Genomic DNA, 16,881 nt, shown 5'->3' with positions numbered 1-16,881 from the left:
AGGCACCTCCGTCCTTACAGGAAGCGAGCAGTGGCAGTAATGGGGCGGCTTCGCCACCCAACGCGGGGCAAGCCCGCTCGCCACAACAGTCCCGCTCACCATAGAAGCATTTGTGAGCCTTTGAACGTGCGCTTTTTTGAAGCAAGGCGCACCAGTTGGAGGCGAAATTGGGTGCGCTTTGTGCAGTTGATTGCCTGTCGCCGCCGTGAGTACTCGCTTGCGGCCAATTGGCACGCCACCTGCAAGCTCCCCCTCAACCCACCTCGGTCAACGACGATCGACAACCAGGGCATAAAGCGGTAGATCCGGCGCAGTCGCCGATTCGATCCCGCATAAGAACAGGCAAAGACGCCTGGAACCGTAAGGTTTCAGGCGTTTTTTTTTGCTTTTTAAATCGTGATGAACGTTGTCGGGTGCTTGATATGAACAAACAGATGAAAACCCTGATCGTCGTCGGCAATGGCATGGTCGGCCACCATTGCGTGGAGCAACTGATCGAGCGCGGGGCGCTGGATCACTACCGACTGCACGTGTTCAGCGAAGAGCCGATGCGTGCCTATGACCGCGTGCATCTGTCCGAATACTTCACCGGCCGCGATGCCGAGTCTTTGGCACTGTCCGACGCCTCGCTGTACCAGGTGCCGGGCGTCACCTTGCACCTGGGTGTGCCGGTGCTGGAGATCGACCGCGCCCGTTGCGAGGTGATCACCGCCGACGGGTGCGTGGCGTACGACAAGCTGGTACTCGCCACCGGCTCTTATCCGTTCGTGCCGCCGATCGAGGGCGCCGAAGGCGACTCGCGGCTGGTGTATCGCACCCTGCAAGACCTCGACGCCATTCGCACCGCTGCCGCCAATGCGCGCCGTGGTGTGGTGGTGGGCGGTGGCCTGCTCGGCCTGGAAGCCGCCAACGCCCTGAAAAGCCTGGGCCTGGAAGCCCACGTGGTGGAATTCGCACCGCGCCTGATGCCGGTGCAGCTGGATGATTTTGGCGGCCTGGCGCTCAAGGCCCAGATCGAGCGGCTGGGCGTCGGTGTGCATCTGTCCCGCGCCACCCAGTCGATCAGTGCCGGCGAGCAGTACCGCTATCGCATGAACTTTGCCAATGACGAGTTCCTTGAGACTGACTTGATCGTGTTCTCCGCCGGGATCCGCGCCCAGGATGCACTGGCCCGCCAGGCCGGCCTGGACATTGGCCCGCGCGGCGGCGTGGTGATCAACGATGAGTGCTTGAGCTGCGATCCCAACATCTACGCAATTGGCGAATGCGCCTCCTGGAACGGCAGCCTGTTCGGCCTGGTTGCGCCGGGTTACCAGATGGCTCGTGGCGTCGCCGCACTGTTGTGCGAGCACACCGCTGAGCCTTTTGTCGGCGCCGACATGTCCACCAAGCTCAAGCTGCTGGGCGTGGACGTGGGCTCCATCGGCGACGCCCACGCCCATACACCGGGTGCGCGCAGCTACCAGTTTATCGACGAGGCGAGCGCCAGCTATCGGCGCCTGGTGGTGGATGCGAGCGGCAAACACGTGATCGGCGCGGTGCTGGTCGGCGACAACAGCTACTACGACACCTTGCTGCAATACATGCAGAACAGCATCGCGCTGCCGGCCGAACCGGCCAGCCTGATCCTGCCATCGTCCAGCGGCGCACCGACCCTCGGCCCAGGCGCCTTGCCGGACTCGGCCACGGTGTGCTCGTGCCACAACGTCAACAAGGGCGCGATCTGCTCGGCCATCGACGGCGGTTGCAGCGACCTCGGCCTGCTCAAGTCGCAGACCAAGGCCTGCACCGGTTGCGGTGGGTGCGCCGGCTTGCTCAAGCAGGTGTTTGAGCACGAGCTGATTGCCCGCGGCGTCAGCGTCGACAAAAGCCTGTGCGAACACTTCGCCTACACCCGCCAGGAGTTGTATGCCCTGGTGCGCGTGGAAGGGGTGCTCACGTTTGAAGAACTGCTGGCCAAACACGGCCGTGGCCACACCGGTTGCGATGTGTGCAAACCGGCGGTGGGGTCGATCCTGGCCTCGTGCTGGAACCAGCCGATCATGGACGCGTCCCTGGTGCCGTTGCAGGACACCAACGACACCTTCATGGCCAACATGCAGAAGAACGGTACCTACTCGGTGGTGCCACGTATTCCGGGCGGCGAGATCACTGCCGACAAGCTGATCGTGATTGGCGAAGTGGCGAAGAAATACGACCTCTACACCAAGATCACCGGCGGCCAGCGCATCGACCTGTTTGGCGCGCAACTGCACGAGCTGCCGGACATCTGGGCCGAGCTGATCGCCGCCGGGTTTGAAACCGGCCACGCCTACGGCAAGTCCACGCGCACGGTGAAGTCCTGTGTGGGCAGCACCTGGTGCCGCTACGGTGTGCAGGACAGCGTGAAAATGGCGCTGTTGATCGAAGATCGCTACAAGGGCCTGCGTTCGCCGCACAAGCTCAAGTTCGCGGTGTCCGGCTGCACCCGCGAATGCGCCGAGGCGCAGAGCAAGGACGTTGGCGTGATCGCCACCGAGAAGGGCTGGAACCTCTACATCGCCGGCAACGGCGGTATGCGTCCACGTCACGCCGAACTGTTCGCCACCGACCTCGATGACGCCACGCTGATCCAGTACATCGACCGCTTCCTGATGTTCTACATCCGCACCGCCGACAAATTGCAACGCACCTCGGTCTGGCGCGAAAGCCTGGAAGGCGGCCTGGATTTCCTCAAGGACGTGATCCTGCACGACAGCCTGGGCCTGGGCGCCGAGCTTGAAGCGCAGATGCAACTGGTGGTCGACCGCTACGAATGCGAGTGGGCCAACGCCCTCAAGGATCCGGAAAAACTCAAGCGCTTCCGCACTTTCGTCAACGACAAACGCCCCGACCCGGACATCCACTTTGTCCAGGAACGCGGCCAGCGTCGGCCGATCATGGCCGCCGAACTCAACCTGATTGCCGTCACCGAGGAGCTTGCCTGATGAGCCAGTCCAACACACAGCGCAACCTTGCCACCTGGAAAAGCGTGTGCAAAGAGACCGACCTGGTGAGTAATTCCGGCGTAGTGGTGTGGCTGGACGGCGCCCAAGTCGCGCTGTTCTACCTGCCCGGCGCCCAGGACCAGACGCTGTACGCCATCGACAACCACGACCCGGAATCCGGCGCGAATGTAATCGGTCGTGGGCTGGTCGGCAGCATCAAGGGCGACCTGGTGGTGGCTGCACCGATCTACAAGCAGCATTACCGTTTGCACGACGGCCAATGCCTGGAGGCACCGCATCAACGCCTGCGGGTATGGCCGGTGCGGTTGAATGCTGGAGTGGTGGAAATAGGTCTGGGCTGACACACCTCAGTCTAAATGTGGGAGGGGCGGTGCGACGATTCGACTTGCTCCCGATAGCGGAGTGGCAGCCAACAGATTCACTAGCTGACCCACCGCCATCGGGAGCAAGCCCCCTCCCACAGTTGAGCCGTGTACATCCGGCAGACTTCAGTCGCATGGTCGGCTGCCAACAGTCGCCTGTTTGAAGTAGGCATGAGCTGGCACACCTCAGTCTAAATGTGGGAGGGGGCTTGCTCCCGATAACGGAGTGTCAGCCAACAGATTCACTAGCTGATCCACCGTCATCGGGAGCAAGCCCCCTCCCACAGTTGAGCTGTTTACATCCGGCAGATTTCGGTCGCATAGGCGGCTGCCAAAAGTCGCGTGGTTGAAGTAGGCATGAGCTGACACACCTCGGTCTAAATGTGGGAGGGGCGGTGCGACGATTCGACTTGCTCCCGATAGCAGTGTGTCAGCCAACAGATTCATTAGCTGATCCACCGCCATCGGGAGCAAGCCCCCTCCCACAGTTGGGCTGTTTTACTGCTCTTTGCTGCAATCCCGCGGCGTGATGCCTTTCTCCTTGGCGTACTGGGCCGCTGAGGCTTCGATGATCGGCCGCAACAAGGCGCGGTCGGCTTGTACCCAGTCGCTGATCAGGTTCCAGCGCTGGCCGTCCCATTGCTGGAAGCGTACGGCGCCGCCGCCTTCGTGGTCGGCGCAGGACAGTTTCAGCGGTTGCACCAGGCCCTTGGCGCCCAGTGCTTGCAGGCGTGCATCGTCGAGGTTCAGGTGTTCGAAGCCCCAGCGTACCTGCTCGCCGGTCAGCGGTTGGTGGCCGTATTTTTCCTGGGCCAGGCGCAGCGCTTCGACGTTGAGAATGCCGTTGACCACGCCCAGGTTGTAATACACGGTGCCGAAACGCTTGGGGTCGGCCAGGTTGCCCTTGCCGGTGTCTACCACGCTTTGCTTGATGCCTTGCAGCACCGGGAAGTCGGTGCCCGACGGGTGGGTGGTGATCGAGATAAACCCTTTGGCGGCGGCACCGGCCGGTACCACGTCTTCTTCGGAGTTGCTCCAGATATTGCCGATGATGTGATCGGCCGGGTAGCCGACTTTCTGCGCGGATTTAAGCGCCACCGGGTTCATCACGCCCCAGCCGCGCAGGATCACCCAGTCGGGCTTGAGGCGACGGATGTTCAGCCACTGCGATTGCTGCTCGTTGCCGGGGTGCGGCACTTCCAGCAGGGTCAGTTCGAAGCCGGCGTTTTTCGCCAGGGTTTCGAGCACGCCATTGGTTTCCTTGCCGTATGGCGAGCCGTGGTAGAGCACGGCGATTTTCTTGCCTTTGAGCTTGTCGGCGCCGCCTTCGCGTTGGCCGATGTAGTTGATGATCGCCGAGACTTCCGAATACGGGTTGAGCTGCAGCGGGAACACGTAGGGGAACACGCTGCCGTCGGTAGAGTCGGTGCGGCCATGGTTGATGGTGATCAGCGGCAGCTTGTCGGCGGTGGAGCGGTCCAGGGTGGCATAGGCGATGCCGACTGACAGCGGGTTGGTGGCGGCGGCCGGTGCACCGTTGAGCCCGCCCTTGAGGCGCTCGTAGCATTCGACGCCTTTTTCCACCACGTACTCGGTTTCGCACTCGCTCCAGGTCAGCTTGACGCCGTTCACCCCGCCCTTGGAATTGATGTATTGCAGGTAGTCGATGAAGCCACCGAAGAAACCGGTGCCGCCGGCCGCGTACGGGCCGACCCGGTAGCTCTGCAAGGGGAAGTATTGTTCGTTGGCAGCCTGGGCGCCGGCCGTGAGCCCAGCGGTGATCAGGGCCAGGCCCAAGGCCAGGCGGCGCAGCGATAAGCGGTGTGTCATGGAGGTCATTCCTGGGGGGTTATTGAGTTCAGTAACGCAGCGGCCAGACCCTGGCCCGTTGACGAAAGCGCTGCCACAGACGGGCCAGCCCCTCCGGTTCCTTGATCAAAAAAGCGATGATCAGCGCGCCAAACAGCATCTTCTGGATGTTTTCCAACTGGCCCGCGTCCATCAGGCCGGCGGGCAAAAGGCCGAAGAGGTTGCCCAGCAGAATAGGGAACAACACGATGAACGCGGCGCCGAGGACGTTGCCGAGCACGCTGCCCAGGCCGCCGATAATGATGATGAACAGCACCTGGAACGAGCGGCTCAGGTCAAAGCCGTGGGGCTCGACCGTGCCCAGGTAGGCGAACGCCCACAGTGAACCGGCGACGCCCAGGTAGAAGCCGCTGATGGCAAACGCCAGCAGCTTGGCCTTCAACAGGCGAATGCCGATGACGGCAGCGGCGGTGTCCATGTCGCGAACTGCCATCCAGTTGCGGCCCAGTTCGCTGCGCACCAGGTTTTTGCCCAGCCAGAACAGCGCCACTACCACGGCCAACGTCAGCACATAGCGGCCACGCGGTGAGCTGAAATCCAGCCCGGCAATCAGCAGCGGCGGCGAGGTGATCACGCCCGAGGCGTTGTCGTTGGTAAACCAGCTGAAGCGGGTGAGCACCCACTCGACCACGAACTGCGCGGCCAGGGTCGCCACCAGCAGGTAAAAGCCCTTGATGCGCAGGCTCGGCAAGCCGAAGAACACCGCTACCAGCGCGGCAATCAGGCCGCCGAGGGCAAAGCTCACCAACAGCGGCAAGCCCGGCACGCGCAGTTGCAGGTTGTAGGCGGCAAACGCGCCCACCGCCATGAACGCCGCCGAGCCCAGTGAAAGTTGCCCTGCATAGCCCGTCAGCAGGTTGAGCCCAAGCCCGGCCAGCGACAGCACCAGCAGCGGCACCAGAATTGCGCTGAACCAATAGTCATTGCCCAGCCAAGGCACTGCAAAAAACGCCACGCCCAGCAGCAGCCACAGCGCGACGCGGTCCTGGCGCAGGCGAAAGGTGCGGCGCTCGGCCGCGTAGGAGGTACTGATTTGACCGACTTCTTGATACAACATGCAGGCATTTCCCCAAGGACAATCAAACCCGTTCGATGGCGCGCTCGCCGAACAACCCGGCAGGCCGCACCAACAAGAACAGCAACGCCAGGACGTACGGCACCCAATTTTCAATGCCGCTGCCGATGATCGGGCCGAGGTAAATCTCGGCGATTTTCTCTGCCGCACCGATGATCAGGCCGCCGACAATCGCCCCGCCGATGGACGAGAACCCGCCGATGATCAGCACCGGCAGCGCCTTGAGCACCACCAGCGAGAGCGAGAACTGCACCCCCAGGCGCGCGCCCCAGAGCAACCCGGCCACCAGGCCGACGAACCCGGCCACCGCCCACACCAACGCCCAGATGCGCGGCAGGCGAATACCGATCGCCATGGACGCCAGCGGGTCATCGGCCACCGCGCGCAATGACAAGCCCACCCGCGTTTTGTTGAACAACAGCGACAGGACGATCACCAGCGCGGCGGCGGTGCCGGCGGCAAACAGGTCGAATTGCGAAAGCAGCATGCCGCGGATTTCCAGCGGTTCGTCGGCGATGCCGAGGTCCAGCCCGTGCACCTGTGCACCCCAGAGGAACTGCGCAAAGCCTTCGATCATGTAGGACAGCCCGAGGGTCGCCATGAAGAGGATGATCGGTGGGCGATTGACCAAGGGCCGCAGCACCACTTTTTCGATCAGCAGCGCCAGCACCACCATGCTCGCCAGGGTGATCAGGAACGCCCAGGCAAACGGGAAGCCGCGCTCCAGCAGGCTGACAAACGTCAGCGCGGCGAACAGCACCATGGCGCCCTGGGCAAAATTGAACACGCCGGAGGCCTTGTAGATCAGCACAAAACCAATCGCCACCAAGGCATACATCACGCCGGCCAGCAGCCCGCCGATCAGCACTTCGAAGAAAAATTCCATGCTCAGGTCCCCAGGTAGGCGGCGATGACATCGGGGTTGGCGCGCACCTGTTGCGGGGTGCCGTCGCCGATTTTGCGACCGTAGTCGAGGACCACCACGTGGTCGCACAAGCCCATGACCACGCCGATGTCGTGTTCGATCAACACGACGGTGGTGCCGAACTCGCGGTTGATGTCGCGGATGAACTGGCTCATCTGGGCTTTCTCCTGGGCGTTCATGCCGGCCATGGGTTCATCCAGCAACAGCAGGGTGGGTTCGGACGCCAGGGCGCGGGCCAGTTCGACACGTTTTTGCAGGCCATAGGGCAGGGTGCCGACCAGTACGTGGCGCCAGGGATGGATCTGCAGGAAGGCAATCACCTTTTCCGCGTGCAGGCGGTGGGCGTCGTCCTCGCGTGGGGCGCGGCCCACGCGCAGCATCTGCTCCAGCCAACTGCTGCGGCGTTTGAGGTTGCGCCCGGTAAGCACGTTGTCGAGCACGCTCATGCCCTTGAACAGCGCAATATTCTGGAAAGTCCGCGCAATCCCGCCCTCGGCCGCCTGGTGCGCGCGCATGCGCCGCCGGGTCTGGCCGGCGTAGTGGATGCTGCCGCTCTGGGGGTGATAGACCCCGTTGATCACATTGAGCAGCGAACTTTTGCCCGCGCCATTGGGGCCGATCAGGCCGCAGATGTCACCGGCCTTGACCTCGAAACTGATGGAGGTGATGGCCTTGATGCCCTTGAACGACAGGGAGATGTCATCGAGCCGAAGTAATGTCGCTTCAGTAGGTGCGTGCATGGAAGGCTCGTCAGGCAGATTGAGGCAGCAAGTGTTCGCTGTGGGCGTGGTGGGTGGACGGCTCTTGCCAATGACCAGGATGAATGCCCAGGGCCGCAAAGAAGGCGGCACTTTCCGGATGCAGCGGCGGCCCGACCAGCAAGGGCACGCGCAGGCGGCTCATGCCCAGCACATCCAGCAAAGGTCGACGCACCAGCCAGTGGCCCAGCCAGCGGCGCACGGGAGAGCGGGTCGGCTGCATGGCCCAGTCGTATAAACGATGGCTGACGCTGCCCGGCAGTGGCAGGCGTTCACGCACCCATTGCTCCAGGCGCGCATAGGATTCGCGGGTGCCCAGCACCAGGGTCGGGCCCAGTTCGCGGCGGTCGTTGTCGCGGGTGGCGAGGGCTTCCGGGAAGTTCAGCCGAAAGCCCGCGTGCAGCCAGGGCGCCAGCAGGTAGCGCGCCTGGCCGCTGGCGGCAAACACCCGCGCGGCGAGGGCTTCGTCGTCGGCGCCGAGGCGTTCGCGGTCGACCAGCGTCCGGGCGCCCGCGAGCAGTTGCGCGTGGGTCAAGTGCAGCGACGTGTCGGCATGAAAGACGAAGGCGCTGTCGCTCGGCTGCGGGGCGTGGGCGGGTGGCGGTGTGTCGGCACGTAGCTCGGCATAGTCGATCAAGTCGGCGTCCTGGGACTGGCTCAAACCACGCCCGTCGAGGAACACCACCACCCCACGCTCACCGAGTTGTTGCAGCGCTTCCAAGTCCTGTACGAGCACGAAGCGCGGTCGCAGCCCGGCGAGCAGCGCCCGGTTGTCGCGGTCCGGGTCCAGCAGCGTCACGCTGGCGCCCAGCCATTGCGCCGCCAGCGCCACCAGCAACGCTTCGGGGCGCGCCTGGCTGAGGATCAACAGGTTATCGTCGGGCCCGAAGCTGCGCTGATGCAAGGCAGCGGCGAGTTGGCTGACCTCGTGCGCCACCTCGCTCCAGCTGCGCTCATGCCAGATGCCCAGGCGCTTGAAGCGCAAGGCAATCGCCGAGCCTCGGGTGTGGGCTTGGCGCAACAGCGCCTGGGGCAGTGTCTGGGGCATGGGGGCATCCTTCGTCAGTATGCGAAGGCGATTGCACGCGCCATGCCAGAGGATTAAATGCTTTTATTTCAATAAGATATGTGGGTTTTTAGGAGAGGGGGCGTGTGTGGATTCAGCACAAGCTGTCCAAGCACTGTTGTTGGGCCAACAGCGCCGTCAGCGGGTCTTGAAGTGAGCGCAACGCTGCTTCCAGGCCGGCGAGGGCACTGGTGAGGGGCAGTGGGCCGGATGTGACATGGGCGGCAGCACTGCTCATGGAGGCCTGAGCCAGTGCGACTATGGATGCGCCCTCCCGGTAGGCCTGATCGGCGGCCATGGCAACGGTCGCCAGGTAGCCGTCGATGTCACCTGCCTTGAACAATCCCCACGCCCCCGGAACCAGCCGCACTTCGACGACCGCGTTCGATTGCAGCGCGGCCTTGTGAAACAGCCGCGCGGTAGGTTCGAGGGTGGTTTCCACCGCGCACAGCACCGCAATTTTTCCGCCAGCCTGCACCGCCGAGGCGGCCAGCGCTTCGTCTGTTCTCAGGATCGGGACACTGCTGGAGATACCTTCAACGACCGGGCCCAGGGTCGAGCAGGTGAGCACCACGGCGTCGGCCTGTTCAGCCAGTGCAAGCAGGGCTGATGCGGTGGATGCGCAGATGTCGGCGCTCAGATGGCCGGCGTTTTCGGCAGCAGCCAATAGGTCGGCGCGCACTTCATGGCGTAGCACATCAGCGCCGATACCCAGTGCTTTCGCGGCGGTGTCAAAGACGCTGATGTTGCTGGCTGCGGTATGAAGGCAGGCGATGCGCATGGGCTGTTTCCAGTGCTGACCGTCTTGGCGATGGTTAAGATGCAGTCCGCACCTGGCTAAAGCAAGGGAGCTGCCAAAGACCATTGCGCATTATTGGAAAACTAACCAAGGAATAGTAATGCCGGACAGTTAAGGAGAAACACTGTAACTGTGGCGAGCGGGCTTGCCCCGCGTTGGGCTGCGCAGCAGCCCCAATAAGAGCGCTGCAGTGTGCCAGGCACGTCCGGGGCTGTGTTTTGGGGCTGCTTCGCAGCCCAACGCGGGGCAAGCCCGCTCGCCACAGGTTACTGTTTGCCCGTTCTATCTCTTAACTGACTGTTCAGCGGATAGCGCTGAGAGTCCCGCCTGTCTCGGCCACCCTGGCGTAGTCGATTTTTTCGAAGCCTTCTCCATTTGCCTTTACACTGCCGCCCCCGAATTTCAGCAAGGATGCGTTGGATGCGTACGCGACTCAGCGGTGTACTCCTCTCCCTGGCCCTGGCCGCTCCCGTCATGGCCGAGCCCCGTTCGTTCTCGGTCAATGATCCCAGCGGTCAATACCTGGTCGAAGTGTTGTTCCCCGAGGTGCCGCAGGACTTGCAGTACCTGGCGCCGGCGCTCATCACCCTGCGCGACAAAGGCTCCCTCGAAATCCTTCAGCAACTGCAGACCCCAGACGCCCAGGTGCCGCTGGATGCCCAAGGCAGAACCCTGGACTGGCGCCTGATGGGGGAGAACGGAGTGGTGTACTTTGCCGATATAAACCAGGATGGCCGCCAGGACCTGGCGATCCGCAATGGCAACGGCGCGGATAAAGACTTTCAGTCGAGTTATGACGTCTACCTGCAAGACCCGCAGAAGCCCCACTGGGTGCTCAATGGTCCCTTGACCGAGCTGGCCAACGAGACCTTCGGCGGGATGTTTTCGGTCGATCCCAAGGACGGCATTATCCATTCGCAGACCGACCGGGGTTGCTGCTGGACCCGCGCCAGCCGCTATCAGATGCGCGATGGAAAACTGGTAAAGCTCAGCTCGTACACCCAGGCAGAAGTGCCCGCGACCGACGATGACGCGAACAACAGCATGCCCAGCGGCTACATGCTGCGCACCACCGGCGAGTGGAAGGACGGCCAATGGCTGGAAACGCCAAGGCTGGAAGGGCCGGTCAACGAAGACCCTGAGTTCCTGGCTGGAACCCTCAACGGCAAGATCCCGGTGCAACTCTGGTACCAGCAACAGGGCGCGGTGCTGATCGGTGAGTTGCGCTACACCAAAAGCGGCAGCGGCAAGCCGATCAAGCTGGTGGGGGATCAGGGTGAATACGGCGACCAGTCGTTTATCTACCTGCACGAATATGCCGATGATGGTCATCAAACCGGCATCTGGCGCATCACGCGGGAAACCGTCGAACCTTATGACTACGCGGGCACCTGGGTCAGTGGTGCCAAGGGCGACCAGCCCGAGCTGCAGATTCAACTGCACAGGCAGGACCGAGAGCCGGAGTACGACAAACTCGGCGACGTGGCCCGCGACCAGCGCGATGGGCATTACCAGATGCGCGACGACTTCCTCGACCGCGACGGCGACCTGGACCTGAAAATCCTTCCCGAACGCGATGCCCAGGGCCGGGAAGTGGCGGAACTCACCGTGACGCTCAAAGACACCGGCACCGACAAGATCATCATCACTACGCACCAAAGCGTGCCGATGGAAACCGAAAACCTGATCATCGTGCGCGCGCCCCAGGCGCCCCCTCGGGCCGGGCCGTATCACATCCAACTGGTGAAGGGCTTTGCCGTGATCGAGCACAACTCGGCGCCGGACAGCCAGGACTATCTGACCGGGTTTTATCGTAAGCAGCCCTGAGGCTCGGGAGCAGTGGCGCCTGAGTGTCGATCCTGGCTCAGGCGATAAAGCTGCTGCCTGTCAGTCCGCCATCGCAGCCTCGCTTGCGCTCGACAGCTGCGGGTTCGGACAGTGTTGGGTAAGACGGCATCAGGGTGCTTAACGCGAGAGCAGCGGCGCCGGGCTTTTGTCCTCAGCGCCCACGTCGTGCAGGGAAATCCTCGACGTTTCCGGCAACGCCAACCCGCCCGCCAACGCCAGCAGTGCCACGGCAATCAGGTAGAACGCCGGTGACAGGTTGCTGCCGGTGGTGCTGATCAACCACGTGGCCATCAGCGGCGCTGTACCGCCGAAGATCGTATACGCCATGTTGTAGGTGATCGCCGAGGCGGTGTAGCGCGTGCGGGTCGGGAAGGTCTCCGACAGCAACGCCGCCGTGACCACTCCGCACAATACTGCGCCGACCGCCAGCAACATCACCCCGACGATAGACGCGGCGAACGAACCGGAGCTGGCCATCAGGAACGACGGATACACCACCACCATCAACAACACACACGCCGTCATCACCGTGACCCGACGCCCCACGCGATCCGAATACAGCCCCGCCAGCGGGCAAATCGCTGCGGCGAAGATCAACGCGATCAGCGACACCAGCAACGCCATCGCGCGACTCAGCCCTCCCGCCACTTGCAGGTACGTGGCGAAGTAGGTGGTGAACATATAAAACGACAGCGCCGTCAGTGACACAAAAGCGCCCAGGCAGCAGATCGCCGCACCATGGTTGCGCAAGGTTTCCTTGAGCGGAGAGTGGGCGACCGCGTGCTCCTGCTTCACCGCTTGGAAGGCAGGCGTCTCATCCAGCTTCCAGCGCAGGTAAAGGCCCACCAGGCCCAGCGGCGCGGCGATCAGGAACGGCAGGCGCCAGCCCCAACTGCCCATCGCCTCGGCGGACAACGACGCTTCGAGTGCGTACGCCACCACGGCGGCGGCGGCGAAGGCAGAGAACGTCGACACCGGCACGAAGCTGCCGTACCAGGCGCGTTTGTCACTGGGCGCGTGCTCCATCAGGTAGGCACAGGCACCGGCGTATTCGCCGCCGGCGGAGAAGCCCTGGGCGCAGCGGATCAGCGACAACAGAATCGGCGCCGCGACGCCGATGGCGGCGTAGGTAGGCAGCAGGCCGATCAAGGTGGTGGCGCCGGCCATCAGCAGGATGGTCATGGCCAGGGTGCGTTTGCGCCCGATACGGTCGCCGAGCATGCCGAAGAAAATCCCGCCCAAGGGCCGGAAGGCAAAGGCGACGGCGAACACCGCGAAGGTTTTGAGCAAGGCCGCGCTGGCGTCGCCGCTGGGGAAGAATTGTTGGGCGATGGTGGTGGCGAGGAAGCCGTAGACGGCGAAGTCAAACCACTCGACGAAGTTACCGATGCCGGCGGCGATGATGACCTTGCGCAGGGTTTGGGGGCTTACCTGTTCGGTGGAGGGGCTCGTCATGGGGAAGGCCTCGGAAGGGGTCGGGGGATGCTGGATTATCCGGGGAAGGGGGATAGGCGGCCGGGCTCAAAAGAGTCGTCCGCATAGTCAGTAGCGACTGGCTGGGAGTGGAGGAGGCAGGAATTGGGCCAGGTCAGGCGGGGATCTATCGTTACCGGGCAGACTTGCGATACGTCAGCAGCACAATCCCGGTCACCACGATGACGCCGCCGAGCATCTGTCCGGCGCTGAGCAGTTGATCGAGCACGATCCAGCCCATCAGCAAGGTCGCCAGCGGCTCGATGTTCATGACCGGTGCATTGCGCGGCATATCCAGGCGCGGGACCGACATGAACAGCACGATAAAACCGGTGCCATACAGCACCACCAACGTCGCGAGCGCCAGCCAGCCGGTACTGGTTGCCGGCGCGTTCAGGCCGCCCGGAAGGGCGCCACTGAGGCCGGCGAGGTTGACGCTGCTGAACACGATGAAGATGGTCAACAGGCTGCGCACTGAACCGCGTACCTGGGACAACTTATGGTCGGTGATCCACAGCGCACAGGCGAACACGAAGGCGGCGCAGAACGCCAGGCTGACGCCGAGCAGCCATTGCGGGCCGATATCGGTACTGCTTGAGAGGCGGGCGGGTACGTCCAGCACAAACACCAGACCCACCAGAATCAAGCCCATCAGCAAGGCGGTGCGCGCCGTCGGGCGTGGGCCGCCTAATGCCCAGGTGAGCAGGGCAAGCAAGATCGGGAACACGTTGCCCACCAGTAACGCCAACGCCACCGGCACGCGGGCGACGGCGGAGTAGAGGCACAGGCTCTGGGTGGCGATAAGCAAGCCCAGCAGCACTTGCCAGCGCCATGCTCCTGCTGGCAGGCGCAGGTTTTGGCGTTGCCACAGTACCAGCACGGCCAGCACCAGCAAGGTCCCACCCGAGCGCAGCAAAATGGCCAGCAGCACACCGGCGCCATCGTCGAAAGCGACGCGAGCGGCGATGTGATTGCCGGCGAAGGCACAGCCCATGCAGAGCAGAATCAACACGGCGATCGGACGGGAGAACAGGGCGGGGGCGGTTTGCGTCGGGGCAGGCGGAGTCATGCTGGGGCTCGGGTGGTTGGCGCCATCGTCGGGGATGGCGATTTATTTTTAGGTTGTCGTACAACTTCGTGAGGGGGGATTTGTAGCGTGTTTGCGCCGAGGGGGCAAGGAGGGATTTGGCCTGGGGAAAACTCAGCGCTTGCTGAACGCCAGCTTTGCGGCAAACAGCACGAAGATCACGCCGGTGGTGCGGTCCATCCACTGGATGACCTTTTCGCGGCGCAGGAATCCGGACAGCGACTGTGTGGCGCCGATCAAGACCAGCGACCACAGCAGTCCGAGCAGCACATGGATGCTCACCAGTCCGAAGGTCCAGGCAATCAGCGAATGCCCTTGGGGGATAAATTGCGGCAGGAACGACACGTAGAAAATCCCCACCTTGGGGTTCAGCACATTGCCCAGCATGCCCTTGATAAACCAATTGCCGCCGGGCTTGCCATCGGTTGAGGCCTGCGCCAACGAGCGACGGGGGCGCACCAGCATGTTCAGCCCCAGCCAGGCCAGGTAAGCGGCGCCGCAGTATTTGAGCAGGTTGAACGCCACCTCCGACACCGCAATCAACGCGCCCAGGCCAAAGGCAACCGCGGCGCCCCACACCAGGCAACCGGCGTTGATGCCCAACGTGGCCAGCAGCGCCTGGCGTTTGCCTTCCACCGTGGCGGTGCGCAGGACCAAGGCGGTGTCGAGCCCAGGCGTGAGGGTCAGCAGGGTGGCGGCGAAGGTGAAGGCGAGGAGGTTATCGGTGATGGACATGGCAGGGCTTCATGCAGAGGGGAGTTGACGATAACCCAAGCTTGGCATGAGTGGTTATCGTGTGGCGAGCGGGCTTGCCCCGCGTTGGGCTGCGAAGCGGCCCCAAAACCAGGCACTGCGGTTTGTCTGATGGAACACAGTGATCTTGATTGGGGCCGCTTCGCGGCCCAACGCGGGGCAAGCCCGCTCGCCACAGTAAGCGGGCTCATTACACGAGAGACGTGTCAGCCTCTAGCGATTGAAGCGCTCAACCAACGCGTATTGGGTGGACGCGGTATTGGTCAATTCCTTGCTCAGGTCCGTGGATTGATGGGCTTGTATCGAGGTCTGGTCGGCCAGTTCGGCGATGGTGGTGATGTTGCGGCTGATCTCCTCGGCGACGGCGCTTTGTTCTTCGGTGGCGGCGGCGATCTGGGTGGTCATGTCGGTGATATGCGACACCGCTTCGCTGATCCCCACCAGGGCCTGGTCCGCTTCCAGCACCCAGGCCACGCCTTCCTGGGCCTGGCGTTGGCCGTTTTGCATGCTTTGCACGGCGTTGTTGGAGGACGCCTGGAGCTTGGTGATCAACCCATGGATCTGGGTGGTCGATTGTGAAGTGCGCTGGGCCAGTTGGCGCACTTCGTCGGCTACCACGGCAAAACCTCGGCCTTGCTCGCCGGCCCGCGCCGCTTCAATCGCAGCGTTGAGGGCGAGCAGGTTGGTCTGGTCGGCGATGCCTTTGATCACATCCACCATACTGCCGATCTCGTCGCTGTCCCTGGCCAGTTGCGCCACGGTCACCCCGGTCTCGCCGACCACGGCGGACAACCGTTCGATGGCTTCACGGGTATCACGCGCCACTTCGCGGCCGCGCCCGGTCAGCACGTTGGCTTGTTGGGTGGCGTCGGCGGTGCGTTGCACGTGGCTGGCGACTTCCTGGGTGGTCGCGGCCATCTGGTTGACGGCTGCCGAGACCTGTTCGGTTTCCACACGCTGGCGGTCCAGGCCTTTGGCGCTGGCGGTGGCCAACTGGTCGGATTGCCCGGCCAGGGCACTGAGTTGTTCGGCGCTGTCCTGCAGGCGGGTGAGGCAGGTCTTGAGGCGCGCGGTCTGGCTGATGAACGCGGTTTGCAGGCGCGACTGCGGGCCGCGAGCATCACTGTACATCTGCGCGATCAGGGCATCGGACGTGGACGGGTCAACCCCCTCCAACAGACGCAAGGTGCTGCTCTGGCGCCAGTGTGAGCACAACAGGCCCACCGGCAACGCGACCGCCACGGCGACTGCGACGGCCACCGGTGCGCTGAGGAACAGCCCGGCAACGCTGCCGGCCACACCGGTGGCCATGTACGGCACGCAGCTCAATGCCGCCGGCAGCCAGGCATCCTGGCGCGGCACGCCCGGCTTGCCTTGGCTGATACGCAGGTAGAGAGCCTGGGCGCGGCGAATTTCATCGGCCGTGGGCTTGACCCGCACCGACTCAAAACCAACCACTCGGCTGCCGTCGAAGATGGGCGTGACGTAGGCGTTGACCCAATAGTGGTCGCCGTTTTTCGAGCGGTTCTTGACGATGCCCATCCACGGCAGGCCTTGCTTGAGCGCACTCCACATGTGCGCGAAAACGGCGGGTGGCACGTCGGGGTGACGCACGATGTTTTGCGGGGCGCCGATCAGGTCGGCGCGGTCAAAGCCGCTGATATCGACAAAGGCATCGTTGCAGTAAGTGATCACACCATGGACATCGGTGGCGGAGATGAGTTTTTGCGAAGGCGCGAGTGAAATCTCGCGCTGTGTTACGGGCTGGTTGTTGCGCATTCCGACTACTCCCTGAATTGCCATAAGTTCATCGGCATCACACGGAATAAGTTGATGGTTGATTGTTTGATATAAACCGGTGCGTGACGAATGGCGTTCA

Annotated in this window: 13 protein-coding genes; 3 read left to right on the top strand and 10 right to left on the bottom strand. The window is 63.2% G+C overall.

The genetic code is table 11. The annotated features are described in order from the left end of the window. Positions 1–422: 422 nt before the first annotated feature. Together nirB and nirD are read left to right on the top strand one after the other, a co-directional pair. A complete protein-coding gene (gene nirB, locus AD670_RS26045) occupies positions 423–2,966 on the top strand; it encodes a nitrite reductase large subunit NirB (protein ID WP_053139132.1) in 2,544 nt (847 codons plus the stop codon). After that, complete coding sequence (nirD, locus tag AD670_RS26040; RefSeq protein WP_053139131.1) at positions 2,966–3,328, top strand: nitrite reductase small subunit NirD; 363 nt, start codon at positions 2,966–2,968, stop codon at positions 3,326–3,328. The genes nirB and nirD overlap by 1 nt, the downstream gene beginning before the upstream one ends. 519 nt (positions 3,329–3,847) lie before the next feature. Here nirD and AD670_RS26035 read toward each other — a convergent pair. The 6 genes from AD670_RS26035 to AD670_RS26010 all read right to left on the bottom strand — a co-directional run bounded on the left by AD670_RS26035 (position 3,848) and on the right by AD670_RS26010 (position 9,823). Further along, positions 3,848–5,179, bottom strand: a complete 1,332-nt coding sequence (locus AD670_RS26035) for an ABC transporter substrate-binding protein (RefSeq protein ID WP_053139129.1) — start codon at positions 5,177–5,179, stop codon at positions 3,848–3,850. A 28-nt stretch (positions 5,180–5,207) separates the two neighbouring features. Then, positions 5,208–6,275, bottom strand: coding sequence for a branched-chain amino acid ABC transporter permease (locus AD670_RS26030; RefSeq protein WP_053139127.1), 1,068 nt, complete (start codon positions 6,273–6,275; stop codon positions 5,208–5,210). A gap of 22 nt (positions 6,276–6,297) precedes the next feature. After that, complete coding sequence (locus tag AD670_RS26025) at positions 6,298–7,179, bottom strand: branched-chain amino acid ABC transporter permease (RefSeq protein WP_053139125.1); 882 nt, start codon at positions 7,177–7,179, stop codon at positions 6,298–6,300. 2 nt (positions 7,180–7,181) lie between these two features. Continuing rightward, a complete protein-coding gene (locus AD670_RS26020) occupies positions 7,182–7,958 on the bottom strand; it encodes an ABC transporter ATP-binding protein (protein ID WP_053139123.1) in 777 nt (258 codons plus the stop codon). Positions 7,959–7,968: 10 nt separating this feature from the next. Continuing rightward, positions 7,969–9,024 (bottom strand): AMP-binding protein, encoded by a 1,056-nt coding sequence (locus tag AD670_RS26015; RefSeq protein ID WP_053139121.1) that lies wholly within the window; start codon positions 9,022–9,024, stop codon positions 7,969–7,971. 112 nt (positions 9,025–9,136) lie between these two features. Beyond that, positions 9,137–9,823, bottom strand: coding sequence for an aspartate/glutamate racemase family protein (locus AD670_RS26010; protein ID WP_053139116.1), 687 nt, complete (start codon positions 9,821–9,823; stop codon positions 9,137–9,139). 438 nt (positions 9,824–10,261) lie between these two features. On the opposite strand from AD670_RS26010, the gene AD670_RS26005 reads away from it, so the two are divergent. After that, the gene (locus AD670_RS26005; RefSeq protein ID WP_053139114.1) at positions 10,262–11,668 is read left to right on the top strand and encodes a hypothetical protein; all 1,407 of its coding nucleotides are present in this window, start codon (positions 10,262–10,264) and stop codon (positions 11,666–11,668) included. A gap of 138 nt (positions 11,669–11,806) precedes the next feature. Here AD670_RS26005 and AD670_RS26000 read toward each other — a convergent pair whose 3' ends face one another. The 4 genes from AD670_RS26000 to AD670_RS25985 form a co-directional block, all read right to left on the bottom strand. Further along, the gene (locus tag AD670_RS26000) at positions 11,807–13,144 is read right to left on the bottom strand and encodes an MFS transporter (RefSeq protein WP_053139112.1); all 1,338 of its coding nucleotides are present in this window, start codon (positions 13,142–13,144) and stop codon (positions 11,807–11,809) included. Positions 13,145–13,295: 151 nt separating this feature from the next. Continuing rightward, a complete protein-coding gene (locus AD670_RS25995) occupies positions 13,296–14,231 on the bottom strand; it encodes a DMT family transporter (protein WP_053139110.1) in 936 nt (311 codons plus the stop codon). 132 nt (positions 14,232–14,363) lie between these two features. Continuing rightward, positions 14,364–14,984, bottom strand: a complete 621-nt coding sequence (locus AD670_RS25990; RefSeq protein WP_053139108.1) for a LysE family translocator — start codon at positions 14,982–14,984, stop codon at positions 14,364–14,366. A gap of 231 nt (positions 14,985–15,215) precedes the next feature. Next, positions 15,216–16,697, bottom strand: a complete 1,482-nt coding sequence (locus AD670_RS25985) for a PAS domain-containing methyl-accepting chemotaxis protein (RefSeq protein WP_371263199.1) — start codon at positions 16,695–16,697, stop codon at positions 15,216–15,218. Between the last annotated feature and the right edge of the window lie 184 nt (positions 16,698–16,881).

The sequence above is a fragment of the Pseudomonas sp. MIACH genome, from assembly GCF_001269925.1.
Taxonomy (GTDB): domain Bacteria; phylum Pseudomonadota; class Gammaproteobacteria; order Pseudomonadales; family Pseudomonadaceae; genus Aquipseudomonas.
This window is presented reverse-complemented; position numbering and strand designations above follow the sequence as displayed.

Coding starts and splice junctions, on each gene's coding strand:
- nirB (WP_053139132.1), top strand. CDS start 423: ATGAACAAACAGATGAAAACCCTGATCGTCGTCGGCAATGGCATGGTC.
- nirD (WP_053139131.1), top strand. CDS start 2,966: ATGAGCCAGTCCAACACACAGCGCAACCTTGCCACCTGGAAAAGCGTG.
- AD670_RS26035 (WP_053139129.1), bottom strand. CDS start 5,179: ATGACACACCGCTTATCGCTGCGCCGCCTGGCCTTGGGCCTGGCCCTG.
- AD670_RS26030 (WP_053139127.1), bottom strand. CDS start 6,275: ATGTTGTATCAAGAAGTCGGTCAAATCAGTACCTCCTACGCGGCCGAG.
- AD670_RS26025 (WP_053139125.1), bottom strand. CDS start 7,179: ATGGAATTTTTCTTCGAAGTGCTGATCGGCGGGCTGCTGGCCGGCGTG.
- AD670_RS26020 (WP_053139123.1), bottom strand. CDS start 7,958: ATGCACGCACCTACTGAAGCGACATTACTTCGGCTCGATGACATCTCC.
- AD670_RS26015 (WP_053139121.1), bottom strand. CDS start 9,024: ATGCCCCAGACACTGCCCCAGGCGCTGTTGCGCCAAGCCCACACCCGA.
- AD670_RS26010 (WP_053139116.1), bottom strand. CDS start 9,823: ATGCGCATCGCCTGCCTTCATACCGCAGCCAGCAACATCAGCGTCTTT.
- AD670_RS26005 (WP_053139114.1), top strand. CDS start 10,262: ATGCGTACGCGACTCAGCGGTGTACTCCTCTCCCTGGCCCTGGCCGCT.
- AD670_RS26000 (WP_053139112.1), bottom strand. CDS start 13,144: ATGACGAGCCCCTCCACCGAACAGGTAAGCCCCCAAACCCTGCGCAAG.
- AD670_RS25995 (WP_053139110.1), bottom strand. CDS start 14,231: ATGACTCCGCCTGCCCCGACGCAAACCGCCCCCGCCCTGTTCTCCCGT.
- AD670_RS25990 (WP_053139108.1), bottom strand. CDS start 14,984: ATGTCCATCACCGATAACCTCCTCGCCTTCACCTTCGCCGCCACCCTG.